At 58.2% G+C, this 25,926-nt stretch carries 24 protein-coding genes and 1 tRNA gene; 12 read left to right on the forward strand and 13 right to left on the reverse strand.

All coding sequences use genetic code 11. The features are described from left to right. Positions 1 to 2: 2 nt before the first annotated feature. The gene (locus tag AC2FIP_RS15625) at positions 3 to 560 is read right to left on the reverse strand and encodes a helix-turn-helix domain-containing protein (protein WP_496787127.1); all 558 of its coding nucleotides are present in this window, start codon (positions 558 to 560) and stop codon (positions 3 to 5) included. 107 nt (positions 561 to 667) lie between these two features. Between AC2FIP_RS15625 and ilvD the strand changes: the two genes are divergently transcribed. After that, positions 668 to 2,500: a dihydroxy-acid dehydratase gene (gene ilvD, locus AC2FIP_RS15630; protein ID WP_496787128.1), complete on the forward strand. Its 1,833-nt coding sequence runs from the start codon at positions 668 to 670 to the stop codon at positions 2,498 to 2,500. A 185-nt stretch (positions 2,501 to 2,685) separates the two neighbouring features. On the opposite strand, the gene AC2FIP_RS15635 is transcribed toward ilvD, so the two are convergent. Then, on the reverse strand, positions 2,686 to 3,504 hold the full coding sequence (locus AC2FIP_RS15635; protein ID WP_142638414.1) for a sulfotransferase family protein: 819 nt from the start codon (positions 3,502 to 3,504) through the stop codon (positions 2,686 to 2,688). Between the two features lie 142 nt (positions 3,505 to 3,646). Here AC2FIP_RS15635 and AC2FIP_RS15640 point away from each other — a divergent pair, with 142 nt between their 5' ends. Beyond that, positions 3,647 to 5,224 (forward strand): DUF5928 domain-containing protein, encoded by a 1,578-nt coding sequence (locus AC2FIP_RS15640; protein WP_496787130.1) that lies wholly within the window; start codon positions 3,647 to 3,649, stop codon positions 5,222 to 5,224. Between the two features lie 38 nt (positions 5,225 to 5,262). On the opposite strand, the gene amaB is transcribed toward AC2FIP_RS15640, so the two are convergent. From amaB to AC2FIP_RS15675, 7 genes are all read right to left on the reverse strand, one after another. Continuing rightward, a complete protein-coding gene (gene amaB, locus AC2FIP_RS15645; protein ID WP_496703792.1) occupies positions 5,263 to 6,759 on the reverse strand; it encodes an L-piperidine-6-carboxylate dehydrogenase in 1,497 nt (498 codons plus the stop codon). Positions 6,760 to 6,777: 18 nt separating this feature from the next. Next, positions 6,778 to 7,884 (reverse strand): saccharopine dehydrogenase family protein, encoded by a 1,107-nt coding sequence (locus AC2FIP_RS15650; RefSeq protein WP_496692672.1) that lies wholly within the window; start codon positions 7,882 to 7,884, stop codon positions 6,778 to 6,780. A gap of 139 nt (positions 7,885 to 8,023) precedes the next feature. Next, a complete protein-coding gene (locus AC2FIP_RS15655) occupies positions 8,024 to 9,733 on the reverse strand; it encodes an ABC transporter ATP-binding protein (protein ID WP_496787131.1) in 1,710 nt (569 codons plus the stop codon). 4 nt (positions 9,734 to 9,737) lie between these two features. Beyond that, positions 9,738 to 10,688, reverse strand: coding sequence for an ABC transporter permease (locus AC2FIP_RS15660; RefSeq protein ID WP_271950952.1), 951 nt, complete (start codon positions 10,686 to 10,688; stop codon positions 9,738 to 9,740). Next, a complete protein-coding gene (locus AC2FIP_RS15665) occupies positions 10,685 to 11,662 on the reverse strand; it encodes an ABC transporter permease (protein ID WP_142638424.1) in 978 nt (325 codons plus the stop codon). The genes AC2FIP_RS15660 and AC2FIP_RS15665 overlap by 4 nt, the downstream gene beginning before the upstream one ends. 96 nt (positions 11,663 to 11,758) lie before the next feature. Next, positions 11,759 to 13,324 (reverse strand): ABC transporter substrate-binding protein, encoded by a 1,566-nt coding sequence (locus AC2FIP_RS15670; RefSeq protein ID WP_496787132.1) that lies wholly within the window; start codon positions 13,322 to 13,324, stop codon positions 11,759 to 11,761. Positions 13,325 to 13,428: 104 nt separating this feature from the next. Continuing rightward, the gene (locus AC2FIP_RS15675; protein ID WP_496689884.1) at positions 13,429 to 15,009 is read right to left on the reverse strand and encodes an ABC transporter substrate-binding protein; all 1,581 of its coding nucleotides are present in this window, start codon (positions 15,007 to 15,009) and stop codon (positions 13,429 to 13,431) included. Between the two features lie 567 nt (positions 15,010 to 15,576). Here AC2FIP_RS15675 and AC2FIP_RS15680 point away from each other — a divergent pair. Genes AC2FIP_RS15680 through AC2FIP_RS15695 form a run of 4 tightly spaced genes read left to right on the forward strand, consistent with a single transcriptional unit; the run spans position 15,577 to position 18,800 of the window. Further along, a complete protein-coding gene (locus tag AC2FIP_RS15680; RefSeq protein ID WP_496787134.1) occupies positions 15,577 to 17,064 on the forward strand; it encodes an FAD-binding oxidoreductase in 1,488 nt (495 codons plus the stop codon). Then, positions 17,061 to 17,471 carry a hypothetical protein gene (locus tag AC2FIP_RS15685; protein ID WP_142638430.1) on the forward strand — a complete coding sequence of 137 codons (411 nt, stop codon included), beginning with the start codon at positions 17,061 to 17,063 and terminating at the stop codon, positions 17,469 to 17,471. Before AC2FIP_RS15680 ends, AC2FIP_RS15685 begins: the two co-directional genes overlap by 4 nt. Next, positions 17,468 to 18,520 carry a hypothetical protein gene (locus AC2FIP_RS15690; RefSeq protein ID WP_496787135.1) on the forward strand — a complete coding sequence of 351 codons (1,053 nt, stop codon included), beginning with the start codon at positions 17,468 to 17,470 and terminating at the stop codon, positions 18,518 to 18,520. Before AC2FIP_RS15685 ends, AC2FIP_RS15690 begins: the two co-directional genes overlap by 4 nt. Then, entirely contained in the window at positions 18,510 to 18,800 is a 291-nt protein-coding gene (locus tag AC2FIP_RS15695) for a hypothetical protein (protein WP_496787136.1), read from the forward strand. The genes AC2FIP_RS15690 and AC2FIP_RS15695 overlap by 11 nt, the downstream gene beginning before the upstream one ends. Positions 18,801 to 18,816: 16 nt before the next feature. Here AC2FIP_RS15695 and AC2FIP_RS15700 read toward each other — a convergent pair whose 3' ends face one another. From AC2FIP_RS15700 to AC2FIP_RS15710, 3 genes are read right to left on the reverse strand one after another with little or no spacing between them, the layout of a single operon-like run. Beyond that, positions 18,817 to 19,776, reverse strand: coding sequence for a sensor histidine kinase (locus tag AC2FIP_RS15700; protein ID WP_496787138.1), 960 nt, complete (start codon positions 19,774 to 19,776; stop codon positions 18,817 to 18,819). Then, complete coding sequence (locus tag AC2FIP_RS15705) at positions 19,773 to 20,450, reverse strand: response regulator transcription factor (protein WP_496703008.1); 678 nt, start codon at positions 20,448 to 20,450, stop codon at positions 19,773 to 19,775. Before AC2FIP_RS15705 ends, AC2FIP_RS15700 begins: the two co-directional genes overlap by 4 nt. Next, complete coding sequence (locus tag AC2FIP_RS15710; protein WP_496787139.1) at positions 20,447 to 21,928, reverse strand: DUF4153 domain-containing protein; 1,482 nt, start codon at positions 21,926 to 21,928, stop codon at positions 20,447 to 20,449. Before AC2FIP_RS15710 ends, AC2FIP_RS15705 begins: the two co-directional genes overlap by 4 nt. A gap of 158 nt (positions 21,929 to 22,086) precedes the next feature. On the opposite strand from AC2FIP_RS15710, the gene AC2FIP_RS15715 reads away from it, so the two are divergent. From AC2FIP_RS15715 to AC2FIP_RS15740, 6 genes are all read left to right on the forward strand, one after another. Further along, on the forward strand, positions 22,087 to 22,458 hold the full coding sequence (locus AC2FIP_RS15715) for a YciI family protein (protein ID WP_142638441.1): 372 nt from the start codon (positions 22,087 to 22,089) through the stop codon (positions 22,456 to 22,458). A gap of 4 nt (positions 22,459 to 22,462) precedes the next feature. Continuing rightward, on the forward strand, positions 22,463 to 23,698 hold the full coding sequence (locus AC2FIP_RS15720; RefSeq protein WP_496787141.1) for an RNA polymerase sigma factor: 1,236 nt from the start codon (positions 22,463 to 22,465) through the stop codon (positions 23,696 to 23,698). 67 nt (positions 23,699 to 23,765) lie between these two features. Further along, positions 23,766 to 24,152, forward strand: coding sequence for a VOC family protein (locus AC2FIP_RS15725; protein ID WP_496787142.1), 387 nt, complete (start codon positions 23,766 to 23,768; stop codon positions 24,150 to 24,152). Positions 24,153 to 24,176: 24 nt separating this feature from the next. Then, positions 24,177 to 24,575, forward strand: a complete 399-nt coding sequence (locus tag AC2FIP_RS15730; RefSeq protein WP_142638448.1) for an MAPEG family protein — start codon at positions 24,177 to 24,179, stop codon at positions 24,573 to 24,575. Continuing rightward, entirely contained in the window at positions 24,575 to 24,919 is a 345-nt protein-coding gene (locus AC2FIP_RS15735) for a TfoX/Sxy family protein (protein ID WP_496787143.1), read from the forward strand. The genes AC2FIP_RS15730 and AC2FIP_RS15735 overlap by 1 nt, the downstream gene beginning before the upstream one ends. A gap of 16 nt (positions 24,920 to 24,935) precedes the next feature. Further along, positions 24,936 to 25,598 (forward strand): DUF2461 domain-containing protein, encoded by a 663-nt coding sequence (locus AC2FIP_RS15740; protein WP_496787145.1) that lies wholly within the window; start codon positions 24,936 to 24,938, stop codon positions 25,596 to 25,598. 251 nt (positions 25,599 to 25,849) lie between these two features. On the opposite strand, the gene AC2FIP_RS15745 is transcribed toward AC2FIP_RS15740, so the two are convergent. Next, positions 25,850 to 25,926, reverse strand: a tRNA-Met gene (locus AC2FIP_RS15745).

The following is a 25,926-nucleotide window of genomic DNA, read 5'->3' on the forward strand; positions in this document are numbered from 1 at the left end:
GATCAGCCCTTGCCGTTTTCAGGAAACTCGCTGTGTTGCCCATAATGGTGCATGTTCAAAAACGCAGCCCCCTGCGCGCCCGCACGATAGCCATGCGGTAGATCGGCGGCAAAACGCAGCCCCTGTCCAGCGTTTAGCGGCACCCAGGCCTCACCACGCAGAATTTCAAGCGTACCGGAAAGGACAAAGACCTCTTCGGTCACGCCCGTCGCATGGGCAGGCGACTCGTGGCTTTGGTTTGGGGTCAGACTGACGTGAAAGGTTTCGGCCCCTAGCGCGGAATCAAACGGAAAGACGATCTTGACCTCGATGCTGCCCGGAAAAGTCACGGTCTGAAAAACAGAGGGGTCCCCATTCGCGGTTTCAATCAGCGCGCTCAGCGGCAGTTGGAACCCCTTGGCGATCTTCCACAAAGTGGCGATGGTTGGGCTGGATTCGCCACGCTCGATCTGCCCCAGCATGGCTTTGCTGACGCCTGTCATCTCGGCGACTTTGGACAGGCTCAGCCCGGATGCCGCCCGCATGTCCCGTAATTTCAGCGTGATCTCGTCCGGTGCCATGATGCCGTCTTTCGAATCCTCTTGTGCGTTATAGCGCACATGTGGTACGTGCGCTATAACGCACAAACCCCAAGACATGCAACCCGAGGCAAAAGGGAAACAGCATCATGCCATTGTACCGATCCAGAACCTCAACCCATGGCCGCAACATGGCCGGTGCCCGCGGCCTGTGGCGCGCGACTGGCATGGGCGACGACGATTTCGGCAAGCCGATCATCGCCATCGTCAACTCGTTCACCCAGTTCGTACCGGGCCACGTGCACCTGAAGGATCTGGGTCAGATGGTCGCACGCGAGGTCGAGGCGGCGGGTGGTGTTGCCAAGGAATTCAACACCATCGCGGTGGATGACGGTATCGCCATGGGACATGACGGGATGTTGTATTCGCTGCCCTCGCGTGAGGTGATCGCGGATTCGGTTGAATATATGGTCAACGCCCATTGCGCCGATGCGATGGTGTGTATCTCGAACTGCGACAAGATCACGCCCGGCATGCTGATGGCCGCGATGCGCCTGAACATCCCCGCCATTTTCGTCTCGGGTGGGCCAATGGAGGCGGGCAAGATCGACATCGCCGATCTGGACGCCAAAAAGATCGACCTCGTGGACGCTATGGTGGCCGCCGCTGACGACAAGTTCACCGATGAGCAGGTTCAGCATATCGAGGAAAACGCCTGCCCGACTTGCGGGTCGTGCTCGGGCATGTTCACCGCCAACTCGATGAACTGTCTGGCCGAGGCGCTGGGTCTGGCGCTGCCGGGCAACGGCTCGACTCTGGCCACACATGCGGACCGCAAAGAGCTGTTCCTTGAAGCCGGTCGCCGGATCGTCGAGATCACCAAACGGCACTATGATCTGGACGAGAAAGGCTTCCTCCCGCGCGAAATCGCCACGTTCGAGGCGTTCGAAAACGCAATGAGCCTGGATATCGCCATGGGCGGATCGACCAACACGGTGCTGCATCTGCTGGCCATCGCGCATGAGGGCGAGGTGGATTTCACCATGACCGACATGGACCGTCTCAGCCGTCAGGTGCCCTGCCTGTGTAAGGTCGCACCCAATACCGAGAATGTGCATATGGAAGACGTCCACCGCGCCGGCGGCATCTTTTCGATCCTGGGTGAGCTCAGCCGCGCAGGCCTGCTGCACGAGGATTGCAGCACGGTCCATTCCGGCACGATGGGTGAGGCGATTGGCAATTGGGACATCAAGGTGGCCAACAACCCCAAGGCGCAAGACTTGTTCAAGGCCGCGCCGGGCGGTGTGCGCACCACGCAGGCCTTCAGCCAGTCAAACCGGTACAAAGAGCTGGACACAGACCGCGAAGGCGGTGTGATCCGGTCGAAAGAACATGCGTTCAGCCAGGATGGCGGTCTGGCGGTTCTGTTCGGCAATATTGCCCGCGACGGCTGTATCGTGAAAACAGCCGGTGTCGATCCGGCCAGCCTGACCTTCACCGGGTCGGCCTATGTCTGCGAAAGCCAGGATCAGGCGGTGAATGACATTCTGACCAGCAAGGTCAAAGAGGGCGACGTGGTGGTCATCCGCTATGAAGGCCCGCGCGGCGGTCCGGGGATGCAGGAAATGCTGTACCCGACGTCTTACCTGAAATCCAAAGGTCTGGGAAAAGCCTGTGCTTTGCTGACGGATGGACGGTTCTCGGGTGGAACCTCCGGCCTGTCGATCGGCCATGTCTCACCCGAGGCGGCCGAAGGTGGCGAGATCGGACTGGTGCGCCAGGGTGACCGGATTGAGATCGACATCCCCAACCGCTCGATCCATCTGGCAGTCTCAGATGAAGTGCTTGCCGAACGACGCCAGGAGCAGGATGCAAAAGGCTGGATACCGGCAGCGCCCCGCAAGCGCAAAGTCTCAACCGCGCTCAAAGCCTATGCCAAACTGACAACCAGCGCGGCAAAAGGGGCCGTGCGGGAGGTCTAAGACATAAGGGCCGGACACCAAATCAAGTGATCCGGCCCAATCAATTCCCAAAGCGCTCCCGCGCCTTCTGGCGCTATCGGCTTTGGTCTTGGGCCTGGGGCGGCGCATAGCGCGGCGCCAGGCCCAACCAGAGGAGATGTTTCGGAAGATACATTGCCAATGGGCGGGAGAAGGTGATTTCCAGCTCAATCCCCAAGCTTGGCGTGGACTTCATCCAGATCAATCTCGGCGATCGGCATCTTGTTGGCCGGATCTTCAAAATCGTATTTGAACAGATCGAAATCCTGTTTGTAGATCTCGTAGACAAGATGCATCGACAGGTCGTCGAAATAGTCCTCGACAGGATGCTTTCGTTTTGGTCCGTGGCCTTCGGATTCGTTGAATCGCGGGATTTCGGACAGGGCCACCTTGTGTGGCGTGTCCAAGTTGCTCAAAACACCTTGCATCCCATCGTTGAACTTCTCGGTCCAGAAGATGCGATCATATCGTCCGCCATTTGCAATAAAGGTCGACACATGGCCAGACATGGCGGACCAGTGGATATCCGGGTCCATGGGCCTGCGCCACCTGATCGTGTCACGAGCAAATAACAGGAATCTGCGGAAACTGGCGACCTGGTCGAAATCACCCTGACCGTCCTCTCCGCCAACCTCGATGCCGTAATTGTAGATCAGCGTCGGCACCAGATTGCCGCGATACCGCTTGCCGTTGCGCTGAATTCCACAGATCTTGTCAAAGAACGAACTGAGAATTCGCGTGTACGGGTTCCGCACGCAGGTGAAAGAAAAGGAGTTATGATTTCGGACATTTGTCGAAATCGGCTCCTGGCTGGGACCGAACGCCCACTTATGCATCCCGTCCTTGGCATCGTGGATATCGCCGTCAAAAAACCGGCCATGATCCGAAAAATACATGATTTGCCCGATGGTTGAGCATGCACATTTCGGGACAACACGGTAAACCATGCTCTCGCTCTCGGTCATCCATGTACCGGGAAAACCCATTTGCTGCGCCTCCTCAACAGGTCGTAACTCACTATTCGCGCCTGCTTTTGTATCTACAGAACCAAAAATAATCTGTTTATTCAATCGCTCATCCTCAGTATCACAGAGGGAACCGGGCAGAAACGGATAACAAAGAACTGAAATGGCAAAAATTGCCTACATTTTGTTGTGCCACAAGGACCCTGACGCAATCATTGCGCAGGCCGAGCAGCTAACCGCCGCTGGCGATTGCATGGCCATACATTTTGACGCCCGCGCAAGTCGCGAGGCCTATGCACGCATTCAGGGCGCTCTTCAGGCCAATTCGAATGTCACTTTTGCAACCAAACGCATCAAATGCGGTTGGGGCGAGTGGTCTTTGGTACAGGCCACATTGAACGCAGTGCAAGCCGCCCTCGAGGCCTTTCCCCGCGCGACGCATTTCTACATGCTGTCAGGGGATTGCATGGCGATCAAAACAGCGGAATACGCGCATCAGTTCCTGAACGAAAATGATAGGGATTTTGTCGAAAGCCACGACTTTTTTGCCAGTAACTGGATCAAGACCGGCATGAAAGAAGACCGGCTGATCTATCGCCATTTCTTCAATGAACGCACCCAGAGCAGACGATTCTATACATCCTATGACGTACAGAAAAAACTTGGTCTGACCCGCGAGGTTCCGGCTGACATCCAGGTCATGATCGGCAGTCAGTGGTGGTGTCTGCGCCGTCATACTGTTGAAATGATCTTTGAATTCCTGGCCCAGCGCCCGGATGTAATCCGCTTTTTCTCGACCACCTGGATACCGGATGAGACCTTCTTTCAAACGCTTGTCCGCCACCTTGTTCCCCGTGAAGAGATCGACAACCGAACGCTCACATTCCTGATGTTCTCGGACTACGGAATGCCCGTGACATTCTATAACGACCATTACGACATGCTGTTAGGGCAGGATTTTCTGTTCGCCCGCAAAATCAGCCCCGAGGCACATGAGCTGAAGGACCGGTTGGGCCAGCTCTATTCTGCGGATGGGGTGGATTTTCACATCTCGGATGAAGGTCGCAATCTCCATAGTTTCTTAACCGCAAGAGGGCGCGTCGGACGCCGCCACAAGCAAAGGTTCTGGGAGGCCGGAAATACGCTGGGACCGGACCGCGATGTTTTCCTGATCGTGTGCAAGAAATGGCATGTGGCCAAGCGTCTGGTCGATCAGATTAAGTCCGAAACCGATATCCCTTGTGTCGAGTATCTGTTCAACGAACAGGATACGGCTCTGCCCGATCTGGGCGGCATCGAAACGACCTTGCTCAAACGGTCCCGCCACCGGCGTGCTCTTGTGCGGATGCTGTTTGACAGTTTCGAAACCGACCGGCTGGTTCTATGCATCGATCCCTCAGATATCGAAATCATTCAGGACTTCTGTGCAGATCAGGTCAAAACCCATGTGCTTGAAGTCGAGTGTGAATATTCCGACGATTACCTGATTGGCCACGCCCGCCGTGTGGGGTTGGCCGGTCAGGACAGCCCGACCGAAACCGTTGCACGGCTTGTCCCAACTTTGCACAACGCGATGGAATACGAATCCGAGTTGATCCGGGGCACCGCGCTGGATCGACATGCACGCCTGCGGGAAACCAGCGACCGGACAGAAAACGAAGACGCCATTGTCCGGTTTCTGAATGTTTCACAGGAACAGGCGCAGGCCATCATGCGATTGGATTATCTGTTTGCAGATTGATGAGCCGGCGGCACCATCAGGTACCGCCGACAGCACGATCAGATGTCGAACTTGACGCCTTGCGCCAGCGGCAGCTCGGCTGAGTAGTTCACGGTGTTGGTCTGACGGCGCATATAGGCCTTCCACGCATCCGAGCCGCTTTCACGCCCGCCACCGGTTTCCTTCTCGCCACCAAATGCGCCACCGATCTCGGCCCCCGATGGCCCGATATTGACATTGGCAATGCCACAATCCGATCCCGCTGCGGTCAGGAATTGCTCGGCCTCGCGCATGTTCAGAGTGAATACGCAAGACGACAGACCTTGCGGTACGTCATTTTGCAATTCGATGGCTTCGTCGAACGCGTCGTACCCCATGACATAGAGGATCGGCGCAAAGGTTTCGGTCTTTACGGTTGCTGTCTGGCCAGGCATCTCGACGATCGCGGGCTGCATATAGACACCGGCGGGGACGTTTTCGGTCACGCGGTCGCCACCAAAGACTGCGCCGCCTTCGGCCTTTGCAGCGTCCAGCGCAGCGGTCATGGCCGCGCCCGAGGCTTCGTCCACCAGCGGACCGATCAAAGTGCCTTCGATCAGCGGATTGCCGATGGGCAGACCGGCATAGGCTTTTTTCAACCGGCTTACCAGTTCTTCGCGGATCGAGTTGTGAACGATCAGACGGCGCAGCGTGGTGCAGCGTTGACCGGCTGTGCCGACCGCAGAAAAGACGATCGCGCGTACAGCCATTTCCAGATCGGCCGAAGGGCCCACGATCATGGCGTTATTGCCACCAAGCTCGAGAATACATTTCCCGAACCGCTGCGCCACGATGGGGGCTACGGCACGGCCCATCCGTGTGGACCCGGTCGCCGAAATGACCGGCACGTCCTCGCTGGCCACCAGCGCCTCGCCCAGCGCGGCACCTCCGATCAGGGTCTGCAGCAGGTGGTCGGGCGCATCACCAAATCGGGCAAGTGCACGTTCAAAGATCTTCTGGCAGGCCATCGCGGTCAAAGGCGTCTTTTCAGACGGCTTCCAGATCACCGGATCACCGCAGACCAGCGCCAGCGCGGCATTCCACGACCAGACCGCCACCGGGAAGTTGAAGGCCGAGATCACGCCCACCGGCCCTGCCGGGTGCCACGTTTCCATCATCCGGTGGCCCGGGCGCTCAGATGCGATGGTCAAACCATAAAGCTGGCGCGACAGGCCGACGGCGAAATCGCAGATGTCGATCATCTCCTGCACTTCACCCAGACCTTCCGAGGTGATCTTACCAGCTTCCCAGCTGACCAGCGCACCCAGATCGTCTTTGGCGGCGCGCAATTCCTCGCCCAGCAGGCGGATCAGTTCGCCCCGGCGTGGGGCTGGAACCGTGCGCCACGCCTTGAATGCCGTCTTGGCATTGGCAAACACCGTGCCCATCCCTGACGCAGGCGTTTCATGTACCTCGGCCAGAATGCCGCCATCAATGGGCGAGCGTACAGCCAGCGTGCCGCCCATCAGCTCAGCGGCTGTCAGGTCTAGATTTGCAAGGGTTGTTTGGGCTGTCATAGCGAAGTCTTTCATATCTCAGGCCGCCTTGTTCTGTTTGGTTATGTCCCCGGTGCGGTAAAGCTGACCGAATTCGGTGTTCAGGAAATCAGACAGGTTCACCTGCTCTTGCCGCACGAACCCTTTGCCGGGCAAAGCACCCGTTCGCATCAGATCAACCACACCCAGAACACCGGCAGCAGTGGTGACCTGAATGGCGCTCCAGACCTGACCATTGAGGGTACGGGCATAAGATTTGTTGATCAGGGATTTCTCGCGCAGAGCCCCATCGATCTTGCCTTTTGCAGTGCAAAAAACCAGAACCACATCCTGATCGGTTCGCGGTAGCGCGGTCTCGAAGATTTCCTTCATCAGGTCGCGACGACGTTCCAATCCAAGATCATTCAGCAGCAAACGCAGAATATCACGGTGTCCCGGGTAGCGGATCGATCGGTACGACACGTCCCGCGCCTTTCCGTCCAGGGTTTCTGGCAAAGTGCCCAACCCGCCCGAGGTATTGAAGCATTCATATTCCACCCCGTCATGACCCAAACGCTCGTAATCCTCGAGCGGAGCGGTCTTGACCCGTTCGCCATTCACGATGGCATCGCACGGATTGCAATATTCGTTGATCAGCCCATCGGTGGACCAGGTCAGATTGTACTTCAATGCGTTGGTGGGATAGAGCGGCAGCGCCCCGACCCGCATATGCAGGCTGTCCAGCGTATCGAACTCGGCAGCCAAGGCCGCGCCGGCGATGCCGACAAAACCCGGTGCCAACCCGCATTGCGGCATAAACGCCGTCTCGCTGTCGGCGGCCAACTCGCGCACTGCGTTGGTGGCGGCAACATCTTCGGTCAGGTCAAAATAATGCGCGCCGGCCGATTTGGCGGCTTTGGCAATCCGTGGGGTCAGGAAAAACGGAGCCGCCGAGATAACCGCATCGAAACCGTTCAGACCCTCAGCCAGCTGCGTTTCATCGCTGACATCAATCTGGCGGGTCGAAACTCCCTGCCGATTCAGCACGGACAACGCCGCCAGATCGCGGTCGGCAACCGTGACAGAATAGTTGGATGAAGATTGCAGCAAAGTCGCGATCATCTGACCGATCTTGCCTGCTCCGATGACACAGATATTCCAGCTCAAAACGCGCCTCCTCTTTCGTTTCAGAAAGTATGAAGGCACAGTTGTTCAATCTGCAGAGGCAATCTTGACGAAAACGTCAAAACTATCGCCATATTGACGGACCTTCCGTCATACCGCCAATACTGGAATCGTCACTGCCTCAGGATTCGGCGTCCAACCCCTCGGTCGACAGGTCATCAAGCCTGGGCATCAGGCGCAACAATTCGCGGGCATAATCCGTCTGGGGGTTGGCGAATAAGTTATTGGTTTCCTGCAACTCGACAATTTGGCCCTGTTTCATCACTGCCACTCGGTCGCACATCTGACGTACCACCGGCAGGTCATGACTGATGAACAGCAGGGTCAGGCCCAGATGTTCCTGCAGGTCCTTCAAGATGTTCAGAATCTGCGCCTGAATGGACACGTCCAGCGCGCTGGTTGGCTCGTCACAAATCAGGAATCGCGGTTGCGTGGCCAGCGCACGTGCAATCGAGATACGTTGCCGCTGTCCGCCCGAGAATTCATGCGGGTATTTCTGCCCGGCCTCATGGCCGAGTCCCACCTGATCCAACAACTCATCGACGCGGCGTTTGATATCTGCACCTTCCATCAACCTGTGATGGCGGATCGGCTCGGCCACGATCTCATCCACCCGCATACGGGGATTGAGCGAGGAATACGGGTCCTGAAAGATCATCTGGATGTTCTTGCGATAGGCATCCAGCGCGGTCCGATTGGTCAGATCGCTCACCACCTGCCCGTCGAATGTAATCGTGCCGCCATCCACAGGGTACAACCCTGCAATCATCCGTGCGACAGTCGACTTGCCCGAGCCGGATTCACCCACAACGCCAAACACCTCGCCTGCGCGGATGTCGAAACTTACCTCGTCAACGGCGGTGAAATAGGTGCGGTCCCAGGGCAACAGGCCTTTGCGCTGCAGGAACTTCTTGGTCAGGTTGCGGATCTCGAACACCGGTTTGCTGGTGTCATTATCCACCTTGGGCCAGTGGCGGGCCATGTCTTCGATGGCAAAGCGTGTCTCGCGTCCACCATAGCTGATCTGGGGAAAGCGATGCAGTTTCAGGGTCGGGCGCGGCACGGCAGCGATCAGCGATTTGGTGTATTCATGGGTGGGCTGCCCCATCACCAGCGCGGTCGGGCCGGTTTCGACAACCTTGCCCGCATACATCACCGTCACCTTGTCCGTCGTGTCCGCGATCACACCCATGTCGTGGGTGATCAGGATGACGCCCACCTGACGTTCCCGCGCCAGTTCTTTGATCAGGTCCAGAATCTGCGCCTGAACCGAGACGTCCAGCGCCGTGGTCGGCTCATCCGCGATGATCACATCCGGTTCGGTACACAAGGCAAGCGCGATGACCACACGCTGCCGCATCCCGCCCGAGAACTGGTGCGGATACTGGTCCAGCCGCGTGTCCGGATCAGGAATGCCAACTCGGTCAATCAGATCGCGCGCGCGTTGGTTCGCCTCGGCATCCGTGCCGCCCAGATGGGCCTGAATGGTCTCGGTCAGTTGTTCGCGCACGGTGAATAACGGGTTCAGCGAGGTCAGCGGGTCCTGAAAGATCATCGAGATCTTTTTGCCGCGCAGCCCCCGCATCGCCTCGGCATCCAGACCACTGATCTGGTCACCGCTCAGCTGGATCGTACCGCTGGCAATACGGCCGGGGCGGTCCAACAATCCCATGATGGCCGCGCCAATGGTGGATTTTCCGGCCCCGGATTCGCCAACCAAGCCGTGGATTTCTCCGGGTTCAACCGACAGGTCCACATGGTCCACGGCTGTGAACAATTTGCGGCGGGTGGGGAATTCGACCGTCAGGTCATTGATCGTCAGAAGGCTCATGAAATCACCGCAGCTTGGGGTTCAGCGCATCGCGCAGCCAGTCGCCCAGCAGGTTCACAGACAGGGCCAGCGCCAACAGGGTGCAGGCCGGGAAGAACAAGATCCACCACTCACCCGAGAACAGGAAGCCCTGCCCGATGCGGATCAGCGTGCCCAATGACGGCTGGGTTGGTGGTGCCCCTACGCCGAGGAAGCTCAACGTGGCTTCGGCAATGATCGCCAGCGCCAGTGAGATCGTGGCTATGACCAGAACCGGGCTGAGTACATTGGGCAGGATGTGGCGGAACATGATCGGGAAAGAACCGCGCCCGATCAGGCGGGCGGCCTGCACGTATTCCTTGTTCTTTTCCACCAACGCAGCACCGCGGACGACCCGGGCAAACTGCACCCAGTCGGACAGGGCAATGGCGATGATCAGTACATAGATCGCCATCTCGTCACGATATTCGGGTGGGGTCACGCCTTTGGCGATGCCAAAGATCAGCATAGCGACCAGAATGGCCGGAAAGGTCAGCTGCACATCTGCGACCCGCATGATCAGCGTCTCGACCCAGCCGCCGAAATAGGCCGCGACCAGCCCCAGAACAACTCCGATGATCAGCGCCAGCAGCACCGCCGCAGCGCCGACAAACAGGGATATGCGCATCCCATAGAGGATGGTCGAGAACACATCGCGCCCCTGATCGTCGGTGCCCAGCAGGAACGTGTCCTGCGTAAAGGCATTCGGCGTGCCCGGCGGTGTAAATCCGTTCATCAGGTTCAGCGTTGCCGGATCAAACGGGTTATGCGGCGCAATCAGCGGGGCCAATATTGCCGCCAGCACCAGCAGAACCACAACAAATGAGGCAACCATCGCCACGGGTGAATGACGGAAGGACCATGCGAAATCGCTGTCCCAGAACTGGGCCAGTCGTGATTTGGGCACTTGTCTCGAAGTTTCAGAAGTATCGGTCATGTGGCCCTCGCGTCGACACGCAGGCGCGGGTCAATGGCATAGTACAAAAGATCGACGATCAGATTGATCGACACGAACATGACCGAGATCAGCATCAGATAGGCGGCCATAACAGGGATATCGACAAACTGGATCGCATTTATGAACAGCAGGCCCACACCGGGCCACTGAAACACCGTCTCGGTGATGATGGCAAAGGCGATGATCGAGCCCAGCTGCAACCCGGTGATGGTGATCACCGGCACCAGCGTATTTTTCAGCGCGTGGCGAAAATTGATCACCCGGTCCGACAGCCCACGCGCACGTGCAAAACGGACATAGTCGGCACGCAGGACCTCAAGCATTTCCGACCGCACCAGCCGCATGATCAGCGTCATCTGATACAGGCCCAGCGTGATCGCCGGGAGGATCAGCGCCTTGAGCCCCGAGGTCGTCAGGAACCCCGTGGACCAACCGCCAATCATAACGGTCTCGCCCCTCCCAAAGCTGGGTAAAAGATCCAACTCGACCGAGAATATATAGATCAGCAATATCCCGATCAGGAAGGTCGGCAAGGAAACCCCAATCAGCGACACGGTCATGATGATATTCGCCGCCACCCCCTGTCGTCGGATCGCTGTGAAAACGCCCAGCGCGATGCCAAGGGTGATGGCCAGAAACCCCGACACAAAGGCCAGCTCCAATGTCGCGGGGGCGCGTTCGGCAATGATGGTCGAAACCGGTCGGCCTTGCCGGTAGGACACGCCAAAATTGCCCTGCACCGCGCCTTGCAGGAACTTGAAATATTGCACCGGAAACGGCTGATCCAGACCAAGATCGGACCGCAGCCGGTCGATATCGGCCTGCGTACGTTCCTGCCCCAGCATGTTGTCGATCGGATCACCGACAAAGCGGAACATCGAAAAGGCAACCAGACCCACGATCAGCAGCACGATCACGGATTGGAACATCCTTTGGACAATATAAGCGAACATTCGTTTTCCTCGTTGATCGGACTGTCTATGCAGGCCCGGGCGGTGTGGTCAAGATACCGCTAACGCAAGCTAGCGTTTTCTGGCCCCGCCCCGGTTTCAGTTCACCGTTACCCAGCGCAGCAGAAAGAAGTTGTCCGGGCGCTGCGTCAGTTCGACATTGCTGCGTGTGCCCCAGACCAGAGGTTGCACATACATCGGCACATAGACCTGTTCGTCCTGAATGATCTGCGTGACCTCATCCAGCATCGCCTGCCGTTTGCCCGCATCCAACTCGGACTGGATCATCGGCAGCAGCTCATCCACCCGCGCGTTCGAAAATCCGCCGAAATTCCAGCTGCCCAGCTTTTTCTCTTCGTTTGGGGTGGCAACAAGGAAGCGCACGGGGTGTTCGGCATCAAATGTACCGGGGCTCCAACCCAGCAGGTACATATCGTATTTGCCTTCCCTGAGTTCCGGCCAGTAGTTGCGGACCGGCATCGCATCCAGTTCCGCCGTGATCCCGATCTGGGCCAGCATGCTGACGACCGCCTGGCAAACCGCCTCATCATTCAGATAGCGGTCATTGGGGCATTTCAGCCCGAACGAGAAGCCATCCGCATAGCCCGCCTCGGCCAGCAGCGTCTTGGCGGCATCGACATCAAAGGCGGGGCGGTCTGCGTTTGCCGCCGAATAGCCGCTCATCGCCGGGCTAACCAGTTGCGAGGCCGCTTCGGCATTGCCCCGCATGATAGTCGCCAGAATGGCATCCACATTCACCGCCTGCGCTACCGCCTTGCGGACGCGCGCGTCGCGGAATGGGTTCGGTTTGCCCGCATCGTCGGTGTATTTCAGCGCCTCGGCCTGATGATCGAACCCCAGCATGATCACGCGGGCCTCGATCCCTTGGATAACCTCGATATCGCCGTTTTCCTTCAGGCGTGCGACGTCCTGGATAGGCACAGGGTTGATCATATCCACATCGCCTGACAACAAGGCTGCAACCGCTGTCGCCGGGTTTTGGATCGGAGTGAACTCAGCACTTGTGATGTTATGGTCGGCCTGATCCCACCAGCCGTCAAAGGGCTCAAGAACCGTGCGCAGGCCGGGCTCTCGTGCCGCAAGTTTGAAGGCGCCTGTGCCGTTGGCGTTCAGGGTGGCGTAATTCCCGACCTCTTTGTCGGGCACCGCTGCGTCATTGGCCTCGGCCCAGCCCTGATCCATGATCATCCAGTTGGCGATTGAGGATGGGAATAACGGGTTCGGCGCAGTCGTCATGAAATCGACCGTATAGTCGTCGACCACGATCACCTCGCTGATGGGCGCGAACCAGCTGCGGGTATCCGCCGCCTCGCCCGAGGCGCGCTGATAGCTGAACAGAACGTCCTGCGCATCAAAGCTGCTGCCGTCATGGAAGGTCACGCCCTCGCGCAGGTTAAAGCGCCAGCCTTCGCCGTCGCCAATCGTCTCCCAGCTGACGGCCAGCGCGGGTTGAACGCTCATGTCCTTGTCGCGACGCACGAGGCCCTCGTAGACATTGTTCAGAAACCCCAGAACCGGGGCCGAGTTGACCGCGTGCGGGTCCATCGTCTGCGGGTCAGTGGTCGAGGCCCATTTGAATTCGGCGGCCTGAACGCTGGTGGTGGCCAGCAAGGCCAAAGCAATAGCGCTGTTCCTGAGGGTCATGGCGAAATCTCCCTTTTTTGCCCCGCGATGCGGTGTTGCGCTTAACAATAGCGCAAAAGGCAGGGCGCGATACCGCGCCCTGCCAAATCACTGATCTGAATGGCTTAGTTCAGAGTGAAGTATTTGACCTTGGGTTGATCTTCGGCATCCACTTCGATGCCCACACCGTCGGCCATGCCCCAGTTCAGAACTTGGTGATGAATGGGGATGTAAAGCGCTTCGTCCTGCACAACCCGCCAGATGTCGGCGATGTCGGCATTCCGAGCGTCAAGATCGGTATTCGAGGCAAGCGACTTGATCTTCCCGTCCAGCGCATCGTCCTGATAACCGGTGCCGTTCCACGTGCCGATGTCATCTTCGCGTCCATGAACAAGGAAGTTGAAGATGTATTCCGAGTCATATGTCGGCACACCCCAACCCAGCATGTAGAAATCTGTCTTGCCATCGGTGATCAGCGGGAAATGCTGTGCCTTTGGCTTGGCGTCCAGATTCACGGTCACGCCGATCTGGCCCAGCATCCCAACAGCCGCCTGACAGATGGCTTCATCGTTGATGTACCGATCATTCGGGCAGTCCAGCCGAAGCGAGAAGCCATCGCCATAACCTGCCTCTGCCATCAGTTCCTTGGCCTTGGCCAGATCGGTGGAGGATTCGCCGTCCATGTCAGAGGTCCAGCCATTCACGAAGGGCGGTGCGATCATGCCTGCAGGCTGCGACTGGCCGCGCATCACGACCTGCTTGATCGCATCACGGTTAATCGCCATCGACATCGCTTGACGCACCCGCACATCGGCCAGAGGGTTCTTGCCGTCCACGTTATCCGCCTCGATGTCGTCGGCACCCTGGTTCATACCAAAGAAGATCACCCGGTTCTGCGGGGCTTGCTTGACCATCAGACCGTCGACACCATTGACGCGTTCAATGTCCTGCACTGGCATATCCTGGAGGAAGTTCACCTCACCCGACAGCATCGCCGCAACGCGAGTCGCAGCGTTCTGGATCGGGGTATAGATGATCTCGGTCACTTCCATCGGGAACTGGTCGATGCCCCAATAGTTGTCGTTGCGCACCATCACCGTCTTGATGTCAGGCTCGCGGCTTTGAAGAACATAGGGGCCCGTACCGTTGGCATTGGTGGTGGCATAAGTGATTTCGCCGCCTTCGAAATCCTGAACATTGACGGTGTCATTCGCCTCGGCCCAGCCCTTGTCCAGAATGAACAGGTTTGTCAGGTTCGACGGCAGGATCGGGTTCGGACCATCTGTGACAATCTCGACGGTGAAATCGTCAACTGCGCGCACTTCGACGATCGAACCGATCAGCTCTTTCATGTCGGAATTAGGTTGCTTGGCTCGGGTAAAGCTGAACACCACATCTTCGGCGTTGAAGTCCGCACCGTCATGGAATTTCACGCCTTCGCGCAGCTTGAAGACCCAAACATTCGGGTCATCGGCCTTGGGGCCCCACTCGGTCGCCAGCGCGGGCTCGAATGCACCGGTCACGTCGCGGATGATCAGAGGCTCGTAAATCTGGTGTCGCACGGTGTGCGTCGGACCTTCATTCTGCGAATGCGGATCCAGCGTCAGCGCATCACCGGCCCGCGCCCAGCGCAGCGTTTCCGCCGAAGCGCCCGCCGCCATCAGCGCCGTCGCACTTGCAGCGATCATCAGGTTTCTTAGAATCATTTGTAACTCCCCTTTTTGTTAACATCGCCCTTTGGACGACAGACCATTTTTACGGCCTTGGTGGTCCTGATCATCCAGATCATCGTTACAGTTGCAACACCTGATTGAGCATAAAAACGGCAGTTTGGCGGATGCCCCGACGCAAATCTGCCGTGCGCGCATGAACTTACGTAGCGGAAAGCTTACGCCAAGCTGTGACCGCTGACCGTCTTACAAGTACGGATTTCCGCAGTTTGCAAAACATGCCATCCGGTTGAACATTCCGGGAATGAAGCCAAGTTTCGAGCCACTTGCGGTCAAAAAACTGGTCCTTGGACCTTGCCCGAATCTGCTGACCACGGCGGATCGCCATGCTGCAGGTACCCGTCGGCCTGATCTGGGGCAACTAGGACACCTTTGCGCCGGTACAGCAGGCCATGGACTTGCACATTCTTTGACCCGATGCCCAAATGGACACCTTGGCAGGGGTCAGGCACATACCCCGGATTGAGGCCCGCAGAAATTTCAAACTGCGCTTAAAATCATTCTTGATCAGATGTCCCAGTTAACTTCGGGAGAAATCGAAAGATGAAAACATTTACCAGAAGGGCAGCCTTGTTTGCCGGCGGAGGGTTGGCAGGATGGGTTGCGTCACGGTGGCTGGGACCGGGCCTACCTGTCTATGAAGGCACAAGAAGGACATTTGCGGAAACCGGCGACAAAGTGATGAATGACGCCAGCGGACTGTCACCGACAGCGATCCACAAACATCTGGTGCTCAGCGATGACCCCGGAGACACGCTGATCGCCGCCATCCGGCAAGAGCTTTCGGAGGCCAGATCAGAAGGACGCCCGGTCAACATTGGGGCCGCGCGGCACTCCATGGGTGGGCAAGCCATTCCCCGCAACGGCACAGCGATTACCTTTGACAATGGATCGGTTCAGATCGACGGTTCAGCCGGGACCTATCTGACCCATGCCGGAGCCCGCTGGTCACAGGTCATCTCAGCGCTTGATCCCGCAGGCTGGTCCCCCAAAGTCATGCAGTCAAATAATGATTTCGGTGTCGCCGCCACTTATTCGGTCAATGCACATGGCTGGCCAGTTCCCTTTGGCCCGATGGGGGCGACGATCCGATCGTTGCGCATGATCCTGCCCTCGGGTGAGTTGGTGACCTGTTCGCCCACCGCGAACGCCGAGCTGTTCAATCTGGCGATGGGCGGGTACGGGTTGATCGGCGTGATCGTGGACCTTGAGGTCGAGATGGTTCCAAATTCACGCCTGACGCCGGGTTTCGACATTCTGGAAGCAGGAGCGTTTGTCTCGGCCTTTCGTGCGGCGATTGACGACCCGGCGGTCACAATGGCCTATGGCCGCCTGAATGTTGAACGCGATGCGTTTTTCGAGAAAGCGCTATTGGTGACATATCGCGAAGGCTCAGACCAGTCGGACCTGCCACCAGCGTCCGGGTCGGGGTGGATGTCGCATGCGGCCAGCCGTCTGTACCGGGCTCAACTGGGCAGCGAGCCCTTCAAATCCTTCCGTTGGTGGAATGAAACACGGCTGGGCCCAGCGCTGGGTTCGGGTGAGGCGACGCGGAACACTTTGATCAACGAACCGGTTGTGACTCTGGACGACCGCGATCCGGACCGGACCGACATCCTGCACGAGTATTTCGTGGGGTTCGATGCATTCGACGATTTCTTATCAGTGTGTCGCGCGGTAATTCCGGCCTCGTATCAAGAGTTTCTGAACGTTACGCTGCGCTATGTCGCACAGGACGATCAGGCCGTTCTGTCCTATGCAAGCGAACCGCGGATCGCCGCTGTCATGTCGTTCAGCCAGGAGCTGACCGAACGCGGCGAAGCCGACATGGCGCGGATGACCCGGGCGCTGATCGACGGGATCGTGGCGATTGGCGGAACCTATTACCTGCCGTACAGGCCACATGCGACACTGGATCAACTGACTGCAGCCTACCCCAATGCGGAAGAGTTTGCGCAGGCAAAACGAGAGCTTGATCCGCAACTGGTTCTGCGGAACAACCTTTGGGACAGCTATCTGGGGAGTCTATGAGCAACCTTCAAAAACTCTGTCTGGTTTACTTTGTCGCGCTGATGATTGCGGCATCGCTGAACTATATTCCCGGCCTGACGGATCAGGATGGTCTGGCCTTTGGCATTTTCGCACTGGATATCTATGACGATGCGCTGCACGTGGCCTCGGCCCTTTGGGCGCTGATTGCCGGGCTGTTGTCACACCGCGCGGCTCGCAGCTTTCTGATCCTGTTCGGGCTGGCTTATCTGGGGGACGGCGTGTTCGGGTTTTTCACCGGTTATGGCTATCTTGATCTGGGTATCTTTACAAACCCATCGGCCGGGCCGGAATTGTCCCTGCCCCGCCTGTTTGCCAACCTGCCGCATCTTGCGCTTGGCGGCGTTGCCGCCTGGGCCGGGCTGCGGGACCGGAGACACACCGCATGAGGTTCCTGCTGTGGTGGACCAAACGGCTGATTCTGGTGTTGATCCTTGCCGGGATCGCGCTGGCTGCTCCGATCCTTTATGTGGAAACAAGCTGTCGTGGCGCGGATCAGCCGCTGGCCTATGCCTCGCTGATCGACCCGGCACATCACCGGGCCGAAACCCGCACGCTGATGACCTATCCCGAATGGCACATTGTCCACGCCTACGAGGATTACGCCGAGGTTCTGCGCACTCAGGACCCCCATGATTACGGGTTCTGGAGCAGTATCACCGGGTTTTGGGGGTCGCTCTGCGATCTGAACCGGAACGCCTCGGCCTTGGGAGAGGTGGATAGGGCCACCAAACAAATGGTCTATGTGATCGGGGCCAGCTTTTCCGCTGAACTGGCGCTGAAGGCCGCCTATGAAGAAACCCTCGGTCGGCTGGCCACTGTCTTGCGGGGCTCGCAACGGGCGCCGCTGGATGATGTGTCGGCACAGCAGGCCGCCGCCTATGCCGCGTTCCTGCAACAGGTTCCCTGGTATAAATGGCCCTTCGCCGACGACGCCCAGAGACTAAGCGACCAAAACAGCGGCACCCTGCGCGACAAGGAAAGAGCGATTGCGCTGGGTCTGGAATACGGTACCAAACAGGCCTATGCGGGCGTGATCGAACAGGCGGTCGCGCAGGTCGGCGCGGATGAACTGACGCTGCGGATGATCGTCACCGGAGTCAGCGCGGACAGCCTGTCGGCCTATCCCGGTGTGAATGTTATCGCGCAAGGCCCAAACGGAGTTGAGATCGAAACGCCGCGCTACCGCACCCTGACCAACCTAATGGCGGAAATGGCCAGCGCGGGGGTCGAGATTGTTGAGATCGCCGGCAATGACGACATTCTGTTCACCGCCCTGTCGGATCAACCAACTGCGCCGGATGCAATCTTCAGCGCCCAACGACAAGGGTTCGGGGACTATCGTCATCTGATACTGGTCAAGGTTCCGGACCTCTCTCAGCGTCTGCGCCAGATCCAGGGGGACAGCCTGACGCTTGAGCATATCCATGACTATTAGATCACTCCTGACAGCCATCCCCCTTATGGTGCTTGGATGGCTGTCGGTTCTGGTGGTCGTCGCGTTCATAACGGATGAGGCCCCGGCCTATGTCGTGGTCTTTCCCTCGCAAAGTCTGATGCAGAACCTGCCCGATGACGCGGCGGTCATCGGATCATCCGGGATCAGCGTGACGGTCACATCAGAGAGCAGCGGGTTTGCCCAATCGCTTTACCGTCAAGGGGCACGGCTGGTCCTGCCAGCGGGGCTGCCCGGATGCCTTCCGCTTCCGGCGCAGTAACGCCTATCTGCGCAGGTCAGAGCCGATGAAAACTCAGATCAAACCGCGCGCCCTGTGGGACGGGGTGGTTTGCGATGTCTCCGCGATGGGCCGACAGGATGTTGCGGACAATAGCCAGCCCCATCCCGGTGCCGCCGCTTTCCCGGCGGGTTGTAAAGAACGGATCGAACACGCGGTCGGCGTTACCGGGCGATATCCCCGCACCATTGTCGGACACGGTCAGGATAACCGTGTTTCCAGCCTCTGAGGCGCGCAGATCAACCGCGCTGGCCCCATGATCTTTGGCATTTTGCAGAATATGGCCCAGAACGATCCGCAACCCCTCGGCCGAGATCGGGAATGCGACCTCATCCGCCCCGGACAGGTTTAGCTCAAGTGGAGGCGCCCCAGGCAACGCATCGCGCAGGGTGCTTGCCCCGACATATCGGGCCTCGCGCGCGCGGGCGGCATCCCGAAGCGCGGCAAGCTGGGTTTCGATCTGCTGACGCGCCCCGTCGATCTGCGCGATTAGGGCTTTGGAGTCATCGCTGCCATCCGGGGTGTCCTGTAGCATCTCAACCGCCGCGCAGATTGCGGTTACCGGCGATTTCAACTCATGCGTGACGTGATCGGTATAAGACCGGATGGTCGCCTCACGGTCACGCAGCGCCTCGGCCATGGTGACGACCTGAGTTGCGGTCTGGTGAAGCTCTTTGGTGCCGAAATGCTGGATTGAGGCCGCCTGGGTACCCGCCTCTTGCGCCCCGGCATAGGCCTGCAGGGCTTTGATCGGGCGCAGCAGCAGGCGCACCAGCAACCAACCCAGCCCCGACGTAGCCAGAAAGATCACCCCGCCCAGAACCAAAGCAGAGTTCCGAAATCCGAATTCTGGCCCCAGATAACGCAGAGCCACCAGACCCGCGAAAGAAAGGCCCAAGGTTCCGACCAACGCACCGCCCAGCACAAATCCCAAGGAAGGCCGCCAGCGCCGGGTCACCCCAGCCTCCTCATCCGGATACCCTGACCATGTACGGTTTCCACCGAGTCCGACAAACCAACCTGCGCAAATTTGTTCCGCAGGTTCCGAAGGTGGCTGTCCAAGGTCCTGTCCGAGACCTGGCTGCGCGCGCCCCAAATCTCGGCAATCAGGGCCGTGCGGGGAACAAGACGACCCGGTGTTTCCATCAACATCACCATGATCTGAAACTCAGTACCGGTCAGGGCAATTTCCGTGTCGTGGCAAGCACAGAGTCTTGCGGTCCGGTCCAAGGTCAAGGGGCCGTGCCGCAGATTTCCCGGCGCCGCCAAAATGCGATTGGTGCGCCTTAGGATCACCTTGACCCGCGTCACCAGTTCGCGCGGGCTAAAAGGCTTGGTCACGTAGTCATCGGCCCCAAGCTCCAGCCCCAGAATCCGGTCGACCTCATCATCGCGGGCGGTCAGGAACAGGATCGGGACGTCCGAACGGGTTCGAATTTTCTGGCATACGGCAAAGCCATCCAGTTCGGGCAGGCCAACATCCAGAACGATCAGGTCCGGTTCGTCGCGAAACGTGCTGATTACGGCTTCCTGACCGTTGGCGGCGGTCGAAACGCTGTAGCCAGCGCGTTCCAGCCCCAGACGCACAACTTCACGCAACCGCGGATCATCATCGACAACTAAGATATTCATATACCCGGACCGATACTGCTCAGATCGGCACCATAGCGGGACAGACGCCACTTTCGAAAGCCCCATTCCTGCCAGCTGTTGATCGGGTCAGCTTCAAAATAGCACAGCGAATTCGGATACCCGTAGCTGATATGCATCCCGGTCATGGGCCCCAACGAACACAGATAGGCATAGTCCGGTTCGGACAGTTTCAGGTTTCGGGTCGCGATCACATGGGCAAAATTCACAAAACTGGTGCAATAGAGGACCAGAACGCTCAGAATGCCGGTTCGCGCGATCAACCAACTATTGGATTTCCTGAACGCTACTTGCCACCCAACCAGCGCCAGACCCGCGGCTACAAGACCCATCCAGATCTGCGCATAGATACGCAGGTAGGTCAGGCCATAGGTGCCGACATATAAATCCAGACGCATCAATGCCGCACCGCACAGAGCCACATTTTGTGCCAGCCACAACACCATCAGCGGTTTCAGCACCCGATTTTCATCCAGAAACGGCCGCGCTGCCAGGGCGAATGCACCGGCCAGCAGCGCCGTTACCAGCAACGGATATGCGCCGCGATGGGCATAGGATGCATAGTTCATCCCCTCGGGCAATGAGGCCCCGCCCAGCAGAATCGAAAGGTCCAGCACAGTCTGAACACCAATCAGTGCATTGAACACCCAAAGCGCCCGCAAGACCGAACCACCGTTGAGGCCGGGGATTGTCTGAGGGCCTGCGAATGGTCGCGGGTTCAGTCCGCGAAGCGGTTGGTTATCGACAAAAGGCCAGATGATCAGCGCAATCCCTCCCCAGAACAGGGCGCGCTGCAGCAGGTGGCCAAAGGCGATATCCGGGGTGACGATGGATTGGAATACCGGGTTCGCCTCGGCCAACAGGGTAACAAAAACCATCGTCCCGCCAATCGGCAGACCCCAGTTGCGCAGGAACTGCCGAACCCGCGTCCAGCCGCCTCCGGCATCGTTGACAATCGTGGTTTTCAGGCCGGGTATCGCGCGGACCGGGCCAAGCCAATTCTTTGGAAGATCAGTCAGAAACCCCAGCGCCAGCAAAAGCAGTTCCAGAACCTGGCTTTTCGGGTGCCTGACCCAGACAATCGCAAGGACGAGCCCGGACAAAAGAAACGCGACCGATAATGGTTGAACGAAATCCACGACCGGCAAAACACTCAGCACCAAAACCGTTGCGGGCATAAGCACCCCTTTGCCAGACCGATCCGCGGGCAGGCCGCACAAAAAGACCGCCACAGCAAAGACCGCCAGAGACACACCCGCCTGATGTCCCCAGAACAGGTAATCCGCCAGCGCGACCAGCAAGATAAACCCGATCACGCGCCATGCGCGACCATCGGTGGCAAACGCCGGGGTTGAACCCGGCGGGCCCTTGGTGCCTGAAATCACCGTCTCTTCCGACAGCCACCAAGCGTCCAGCGCCACAGAATTCGGAACTCCAGAAATTATAAGTTGCTGCGCCATTTCTTCCCTCTTGTGTTTTAAGGGACTGGTTTGACCCAAAGGTCGGGAAGCTCGGGTGCAGAAGATCTGCAGAAACTGTGCAGATCGGTGAAATGAGTGTCGGATTTGCAAAGGCTCGCGCGTCCTAGCAGGATGAAACCAACATCGCGGAGGTAAAAATGATCTATGCAATCTCGATCTATGGTCAGGCGGGTGTATTCGAAGCGTTGCCACAAGACCGTCAGGACGATGTCATGGCAGGACATACGGTGCTACAGAATGCCCTCAGGCAGCGCGGGGATTTCCTGTCCGTCAAACTGATGCCCCCGACTACGGCTGTCACAGTCGAACCCGCGGCTGCCGAGACTCTGCAACCTATGATCGTCGACGGCCCGTTCGCTGAGACGAAAGAAAGTTTTCTGGGCTTATATCTGGCCGAGTTCAACGATCTGGATGAGGCGCTTGAACATGCGCGAATGATCTCGTCACCTGTTGCCCGGCTTGAGGTCCGCCCCGCCGCCTGGGCAGGCGGGTCGATGACCTTGGATTGACCGCGTGTCGGATTGGCTAGAGGCCACGTTCTTGCAGCAACGCCCGCAGGCCATCGCTGCCCTGACGCGGTATTTCCGGGACATCGATCTTGCCGAAGATGCATTTGCCGAAGCCTGTCTAAAGGCTCTGACCGTATGGCGCAAACAAGGCGCGCCGCGCGATCCGCTGGCTTGGCTTTTGACCACCGCCCGTAATGCCGGGCTGGATGGTTTGCGCAAATCCCAACGCCACAGCGCAATCCTGACCCGCCACAGGGAAGAATTTCATTCCATGGCTGTTGACCCACCAGATCCGGACGAGCTGCGCGACGATGTTCTGCGCCTGCTGTTCATCTGTTGTCACCCGGACCTAAGCCGGCAAGACCAGATTGCGCTGGCCCTAAAAATTGTTGCCGGGTTGCGTGTGGAAGAAATCGCCCGTGGTTTCCTTGTCAGTACAAAGGCAATGGAACAGCGAATTACCCGCGCCAAGAAAAGGATCGCAGGAAGTTCTGTCGCTTTTGAAACACCCACGCCACAGGAGCGGGCTGCGCGTTTGGGCGAAGTGTCTTTGATGATCTACCTGATGTTCAACGAAGGCTGGTCAACCTCGGGTGGCCCGGTGCAAATCCGGCTCAAACTATGCGATGAGGCGATACGTCTGGCCCGGCTGCTGGTTGCCTTGTTCCCGACGATGGCCGAGCAGATTTCACTGCTGGCCCTGTTGCTTCTGCAACATGCCCGTCGTGAAGCACGGCTAGACGATCAAGGTGATCTTGTAGCCCTGGAAGATCAGGACAGGGCCCTTTGGGACAAGGCCAACATCGCCGAAGCGACAGCCCTGATGCAAAAGGCCGAACGGCTGAACCAAGTGGGTGTTTACGGTATTCAGGCCGCAATCGCCGCCGTTCATGCGCATGCCCAATCGACAGAAGATACCGACTGGTCTCTGATCGAGGCGCATTATGCCGCGCTCTATCGCCTCCAGCCCTCACCTGTCATCCGCCTGAACCAGATCGCCGCCGGGTCCAGGGTTCATGGCCCACGCCGCACGCTTGTTGCGTTGGATGCCGTGGCGAATGATCTGGCGTCTTATCGCTGGTTCCATGCCTTGCGCGCGGCAATGTTGCGAGAGATCGGCGATCTTCCCGCCGCGATCCAGTCCCTTAACCGCGTATTGAACCTTGGCCCGACGGGACCGGAACGTGTGGCCGTACTGAAAGAAATCGCCGCCTGTGAAAAAGATTTGAACCAGTTGTAGGAAAGGCCGATCCTCACGCGTCCTTTGTTCAGTCCCGCATGCAGCGGGCAATCAAAGGGAGATAAAGATGAGCATTCTGGACATGACCACCGTTGGAAACTCGGGCTGGATCGGGCATTCCGGGCCAGACCAGACCAAGGCCAAGCAATTCTACAAAAATGTGCTGGGCTGGAACATTAACGAGATGCCGATGCAGGACGGGTCAAGCTATGCCGCCGCGGTGGTTGGTGAAACGCCAATCGGAGGGTTCTCGCCCATGCCCGAGACGGATGGAAACTGGACGATCTATTTTACGGTTGCTGATGTCGATAACAGCCTAGCAGCCGCAGTTGCAGAGGGAGCCTCAGTCTTGCAACCCGCCATAGATATGCCCGGGGTCGGCCGGATGGCCACTCTGAACGACCCACAGGGCGCACGGTTTGCGTTGATTACTTATGAAAGCATGGCGTCTTAATCTTGGGCAGACAGGAGAATTCCCATGGAACACACACCGCAAATCGCTCTGCTTGTGACAGCAATCTTTGTGCTTATGAGTATTCCGATGGGAATTCTTGTAGGCATCAGACGATCCCAGACCGGAGTTTTACTGCTGCACGGGGATGACGACGAGCTGCTGCGGCGGATTCGGGCACATGGGAACTTTACTGAATATGTTCCACTGGCCCTGCTGGCTTTGGCGGGGGCGGAGATTGCCGGTGCCTCAGACTGGCTGGTCGGGGGATGCGGTCTTGTGCTGTTGGTGGCCCGCGCCGTGCATTATGTCAGCCTGCGTTCCACCCCCGACGGCAAAGGTCGGGTGATCGGTGCCGCACTGACAACATTGGTGATGCTGGTCTTGTCCCTGTCAATTCTTTGGCAGTTGGCGGGATCAGTCTGATGCCAAATGATGAACACCTGAACCAACGTATGCGCCTCGCCCTCGAGGCGCATATTGGAATTTCCGAAATGCGGATGATGGGTGGCACCTGCTTTTTTCTGAACGGCAATATGTTGTGCGGCGCGCGCAGCGACAAAGACGGGTTTGGACGGTTCATGTTCCGTGTCGGCAAGGCCAAAGAGACCGAGGCGCTTTCTAATCCGTTTGCAAACCCGATTGTCCACGGAAAGCGAAAACTCGGTGGGTTTGTCGTTGTAGACGAGGCCAACTGCGATCCGGCTGCGCTGGGTGACTGGCTGAGCCTGTGCCTGGCGCACGCCGCCAGCCTGCCGCCGAAAAGTTGAATATCAGGAGAAGATGATGGATCAGTTCCGCTGCTTTTCGCCCGAGGCCCTTGAGTTTCTTTCTGATCTGCGAGCCAATAATCGACGCGAGTGGTTTCACGCCAACAAACAGATCTATGAGGCAGCGATCAAACAGCCCGCAGAACAATTTGCGGCCCAGATGTCACAGGCGCTGGCCGAGATGACGCACATGCCCCATTCGGCCAAGATCTATCGTATTCATCGAGACGTGCGGTTCTCAAACGACAAGACACCCTATAATCCTCATCTGCGCATGTCTTTCATACCCGGGGATTGCGGAGATCAGCCCCCGCTTTGGCATTTCGGGCTGTCCCCGGATTGCCTGTCCCTTGGGTGCGGCGTCTTCCAATATGTAAAAGCAGCCCTAGAGAGGTATCGGACCGGCGTAGCAGGACCAGCGGGCAATGATCTCATGGCAATCATCAATGATCTTACGGCCAAGAATGTCAGGATCAGCGAGCCCGAGTTGAAGCGCGGACCGTCAGGCTATGCGAGTGATCACCCCCATCTGGACCTTCTACGCCGCAAGGGGCTTACCGTTTGGACGGATCTTACCGCCCAACCCACCGTAACCCAGGCAGGTCTTAGGGAAGAATGTCTAAATCAATTTCAGCTCTTCCACCCGGTGTTTCGGGCCTTGCAGTCCCTTGGCACCTAGCCGACCTAACACAGGATCATGGTATTCCTTCGCCTCCTTCAACGCCAAGGGTCTCACGTTGAGCGGGCCAGGCAGCGAGGGTGCGTAACCAACATTGCTGCCCGTTTCCTACGGGTTGGCATTATCTGTTACGGGTCCGTCACAGTGTTTTTCTCGTACTGCTTGCTTCCACGGTGCTTCCAGTTGTGATGGCGCAACGCAAAAGCCCGCTCGGGCACGGTGTGTAATATATTGATATTGTGTAGTGATTTTGGTTGCGGGAGTAGGATTTGAACCTACGACCTTCAGGTTATGAGCCTGACGAGCTACCGGGCTGCTCCATCCCGCG

Source organism: Ruegeria sp. CDSB114 (genome assembly GCF_059611025.1).

Excerpts from the sequence above, each read along its gene's own strand:
- AC2FIP_RS15625 (WP_496787127.1), bottom strand. The coding sequence starts at position 560 with ATGGCACCGGACGAGATCACGCTGAAATTACGGGACATGCGGGCGGCA.
- ilvD (WP_496787128.1), top strand. The coding sequence starts at position 668 with ATGCCATTGTACCGATCCAGAACCTCAACCCATGGCCGCAACATGGCC.
- AC2FIP_RS15635 (WP_142638414.1), bottom strand. The coding sequence starts at position 3,504 with ATGGGTTTTCCCGGTACATGGATGACCGAGAGCGAGAGCATGGTTTAC.
- AC2FIP_RS15640 (WP_496787130.1), top strand. The coding sequence starts at position 3,647 with ATGGCAAAAATTGCCTACATTTTGTTGTGCCACAAGGACCCTGACGCA.
- amaB (WP_496703792.1), bottom strand. The coding sequence starts at position 6,759 with ATGACAGCCCAAACAACCCTTGCAAATCTAGACCTGACAGCCGCTGAG.
- AC2FIP_RS15655 (WP_496787131.1), bottom strand. The coding sequence starts at position 9,733 with ATGAGCCTTCTGACGATCAATGACCTGACGGTCGAATTCCCCACCCGC.
- AC2FIP_RS15660 (WP_271950952.1), bottom strand. The coding sequence starts at position 10,688 with ATGACCGATACTTCTGAAACTTCGAGACAAGTGCCCAAATCACGACTG.
- AC2FIP_RS15665 (WP_142638424.1), bottom strand. The coding sequence starts at position 11,662 with ATGTTCGCTTATATTGTCCAAAGGATGTTCCAATCCGTGATCGTGCTG.
- AC2FIP_RS15670 (WP_496787132.1), bottom strand. The coding sequence starts at position 13,324 with ATGACCCTCAGGAACAGCGCTATTGCTTTGGCCTTGCTGGCCACCACC.
- AC2FIP_RS15675 (WP_496689884.1), bottom strand. The coding sequence starts at position 15,009 with ATGATTCTAAGAAACCTGATGATCGCTGCAAGTGCGACGGCGCTGATG.
- AC2FIP_RS15680 (WP_496787134.1), top strand. The coding sequence starts at position 15,577 with ATGAAAACATTTACCAGAAGGGCAGCCTTGTTTGCCGGCGGAGGGTTG.
- AC2FIP_RS15685 (WP_142638430.1), top strand. The coding sequence starts at position 17,061 with ATGAGCAACCTTCAAAAACTCTGTCTGGTTTACTTTGTCGCGCTGATG.
- AC2FIP_RS15690 (WP_496787135.1), top strand. The coding sequence starts at position 17,468 with ATGAGGTTCCTGCTGTGGTGGACCAAACGGCTGATTCTGGTGTTGATC.
- AC2FIP_RS15695 (WP_496787136.1), top strand. The coding sequence starts at position 18,510 with ATGACTATTAGATCACTCCTGACAGCCATCCCCCTTATGGTGCTTGGA.
- AC2FIP_RS15705 (WP_496703008.1), bottom strand. The coding sequence starts at position 20,450 with ATGAATATCTTAGTTGTCGATGATGATCCGCGGTTGCGTGAAGTTGTG.
- AC2FIP_RS15710 (WP_496787139.1), bottom strand. The coding sequence starts at position 21,928 with ATGGCGCAGCAACTTATAATTTCTGGAGTTCCGAATTCTGTGGCGCTG.
- AC2FIP_RS15715 (WP_142638441.1), top strand. The coding sequence starts at position 22,087 with ATGATCTATGCAATCTCGATCTATGGTCAGGCGGGTGTATTCGAAGCG.
- AC2FIP_RS15725 (WP_496787142.1), top strand. The coding sequence starts at position 23,766 with ATGAGCATTCTGGACATGACCACCGTTGGAAACTCGGGCTGGATCGGG.
- AC2FIP_RS15730 (WP_142638448.1), top strand. The coding sequence starts at position 24,177 with ATGGAACACACACCGCAAATCGCTCTGCTTGTGACAGCAATCTTTGTG.
- AC2FIP_RS15735 (WP_496787143.1), top strand. The coding sequence starts at position 24,575 with ATGCCAAATGATGAACACCTGAACCAACGTATGCGCCTCGCCCTCGAG.
- AC2FIP_RS15740 (WP_496787145.1), top strand. The coding sequence starts at position 24,936 with ATGGATCAGTTCCGCTGCTTTTCGCCCGAGGCCCTTGAGTTTCTTTCT.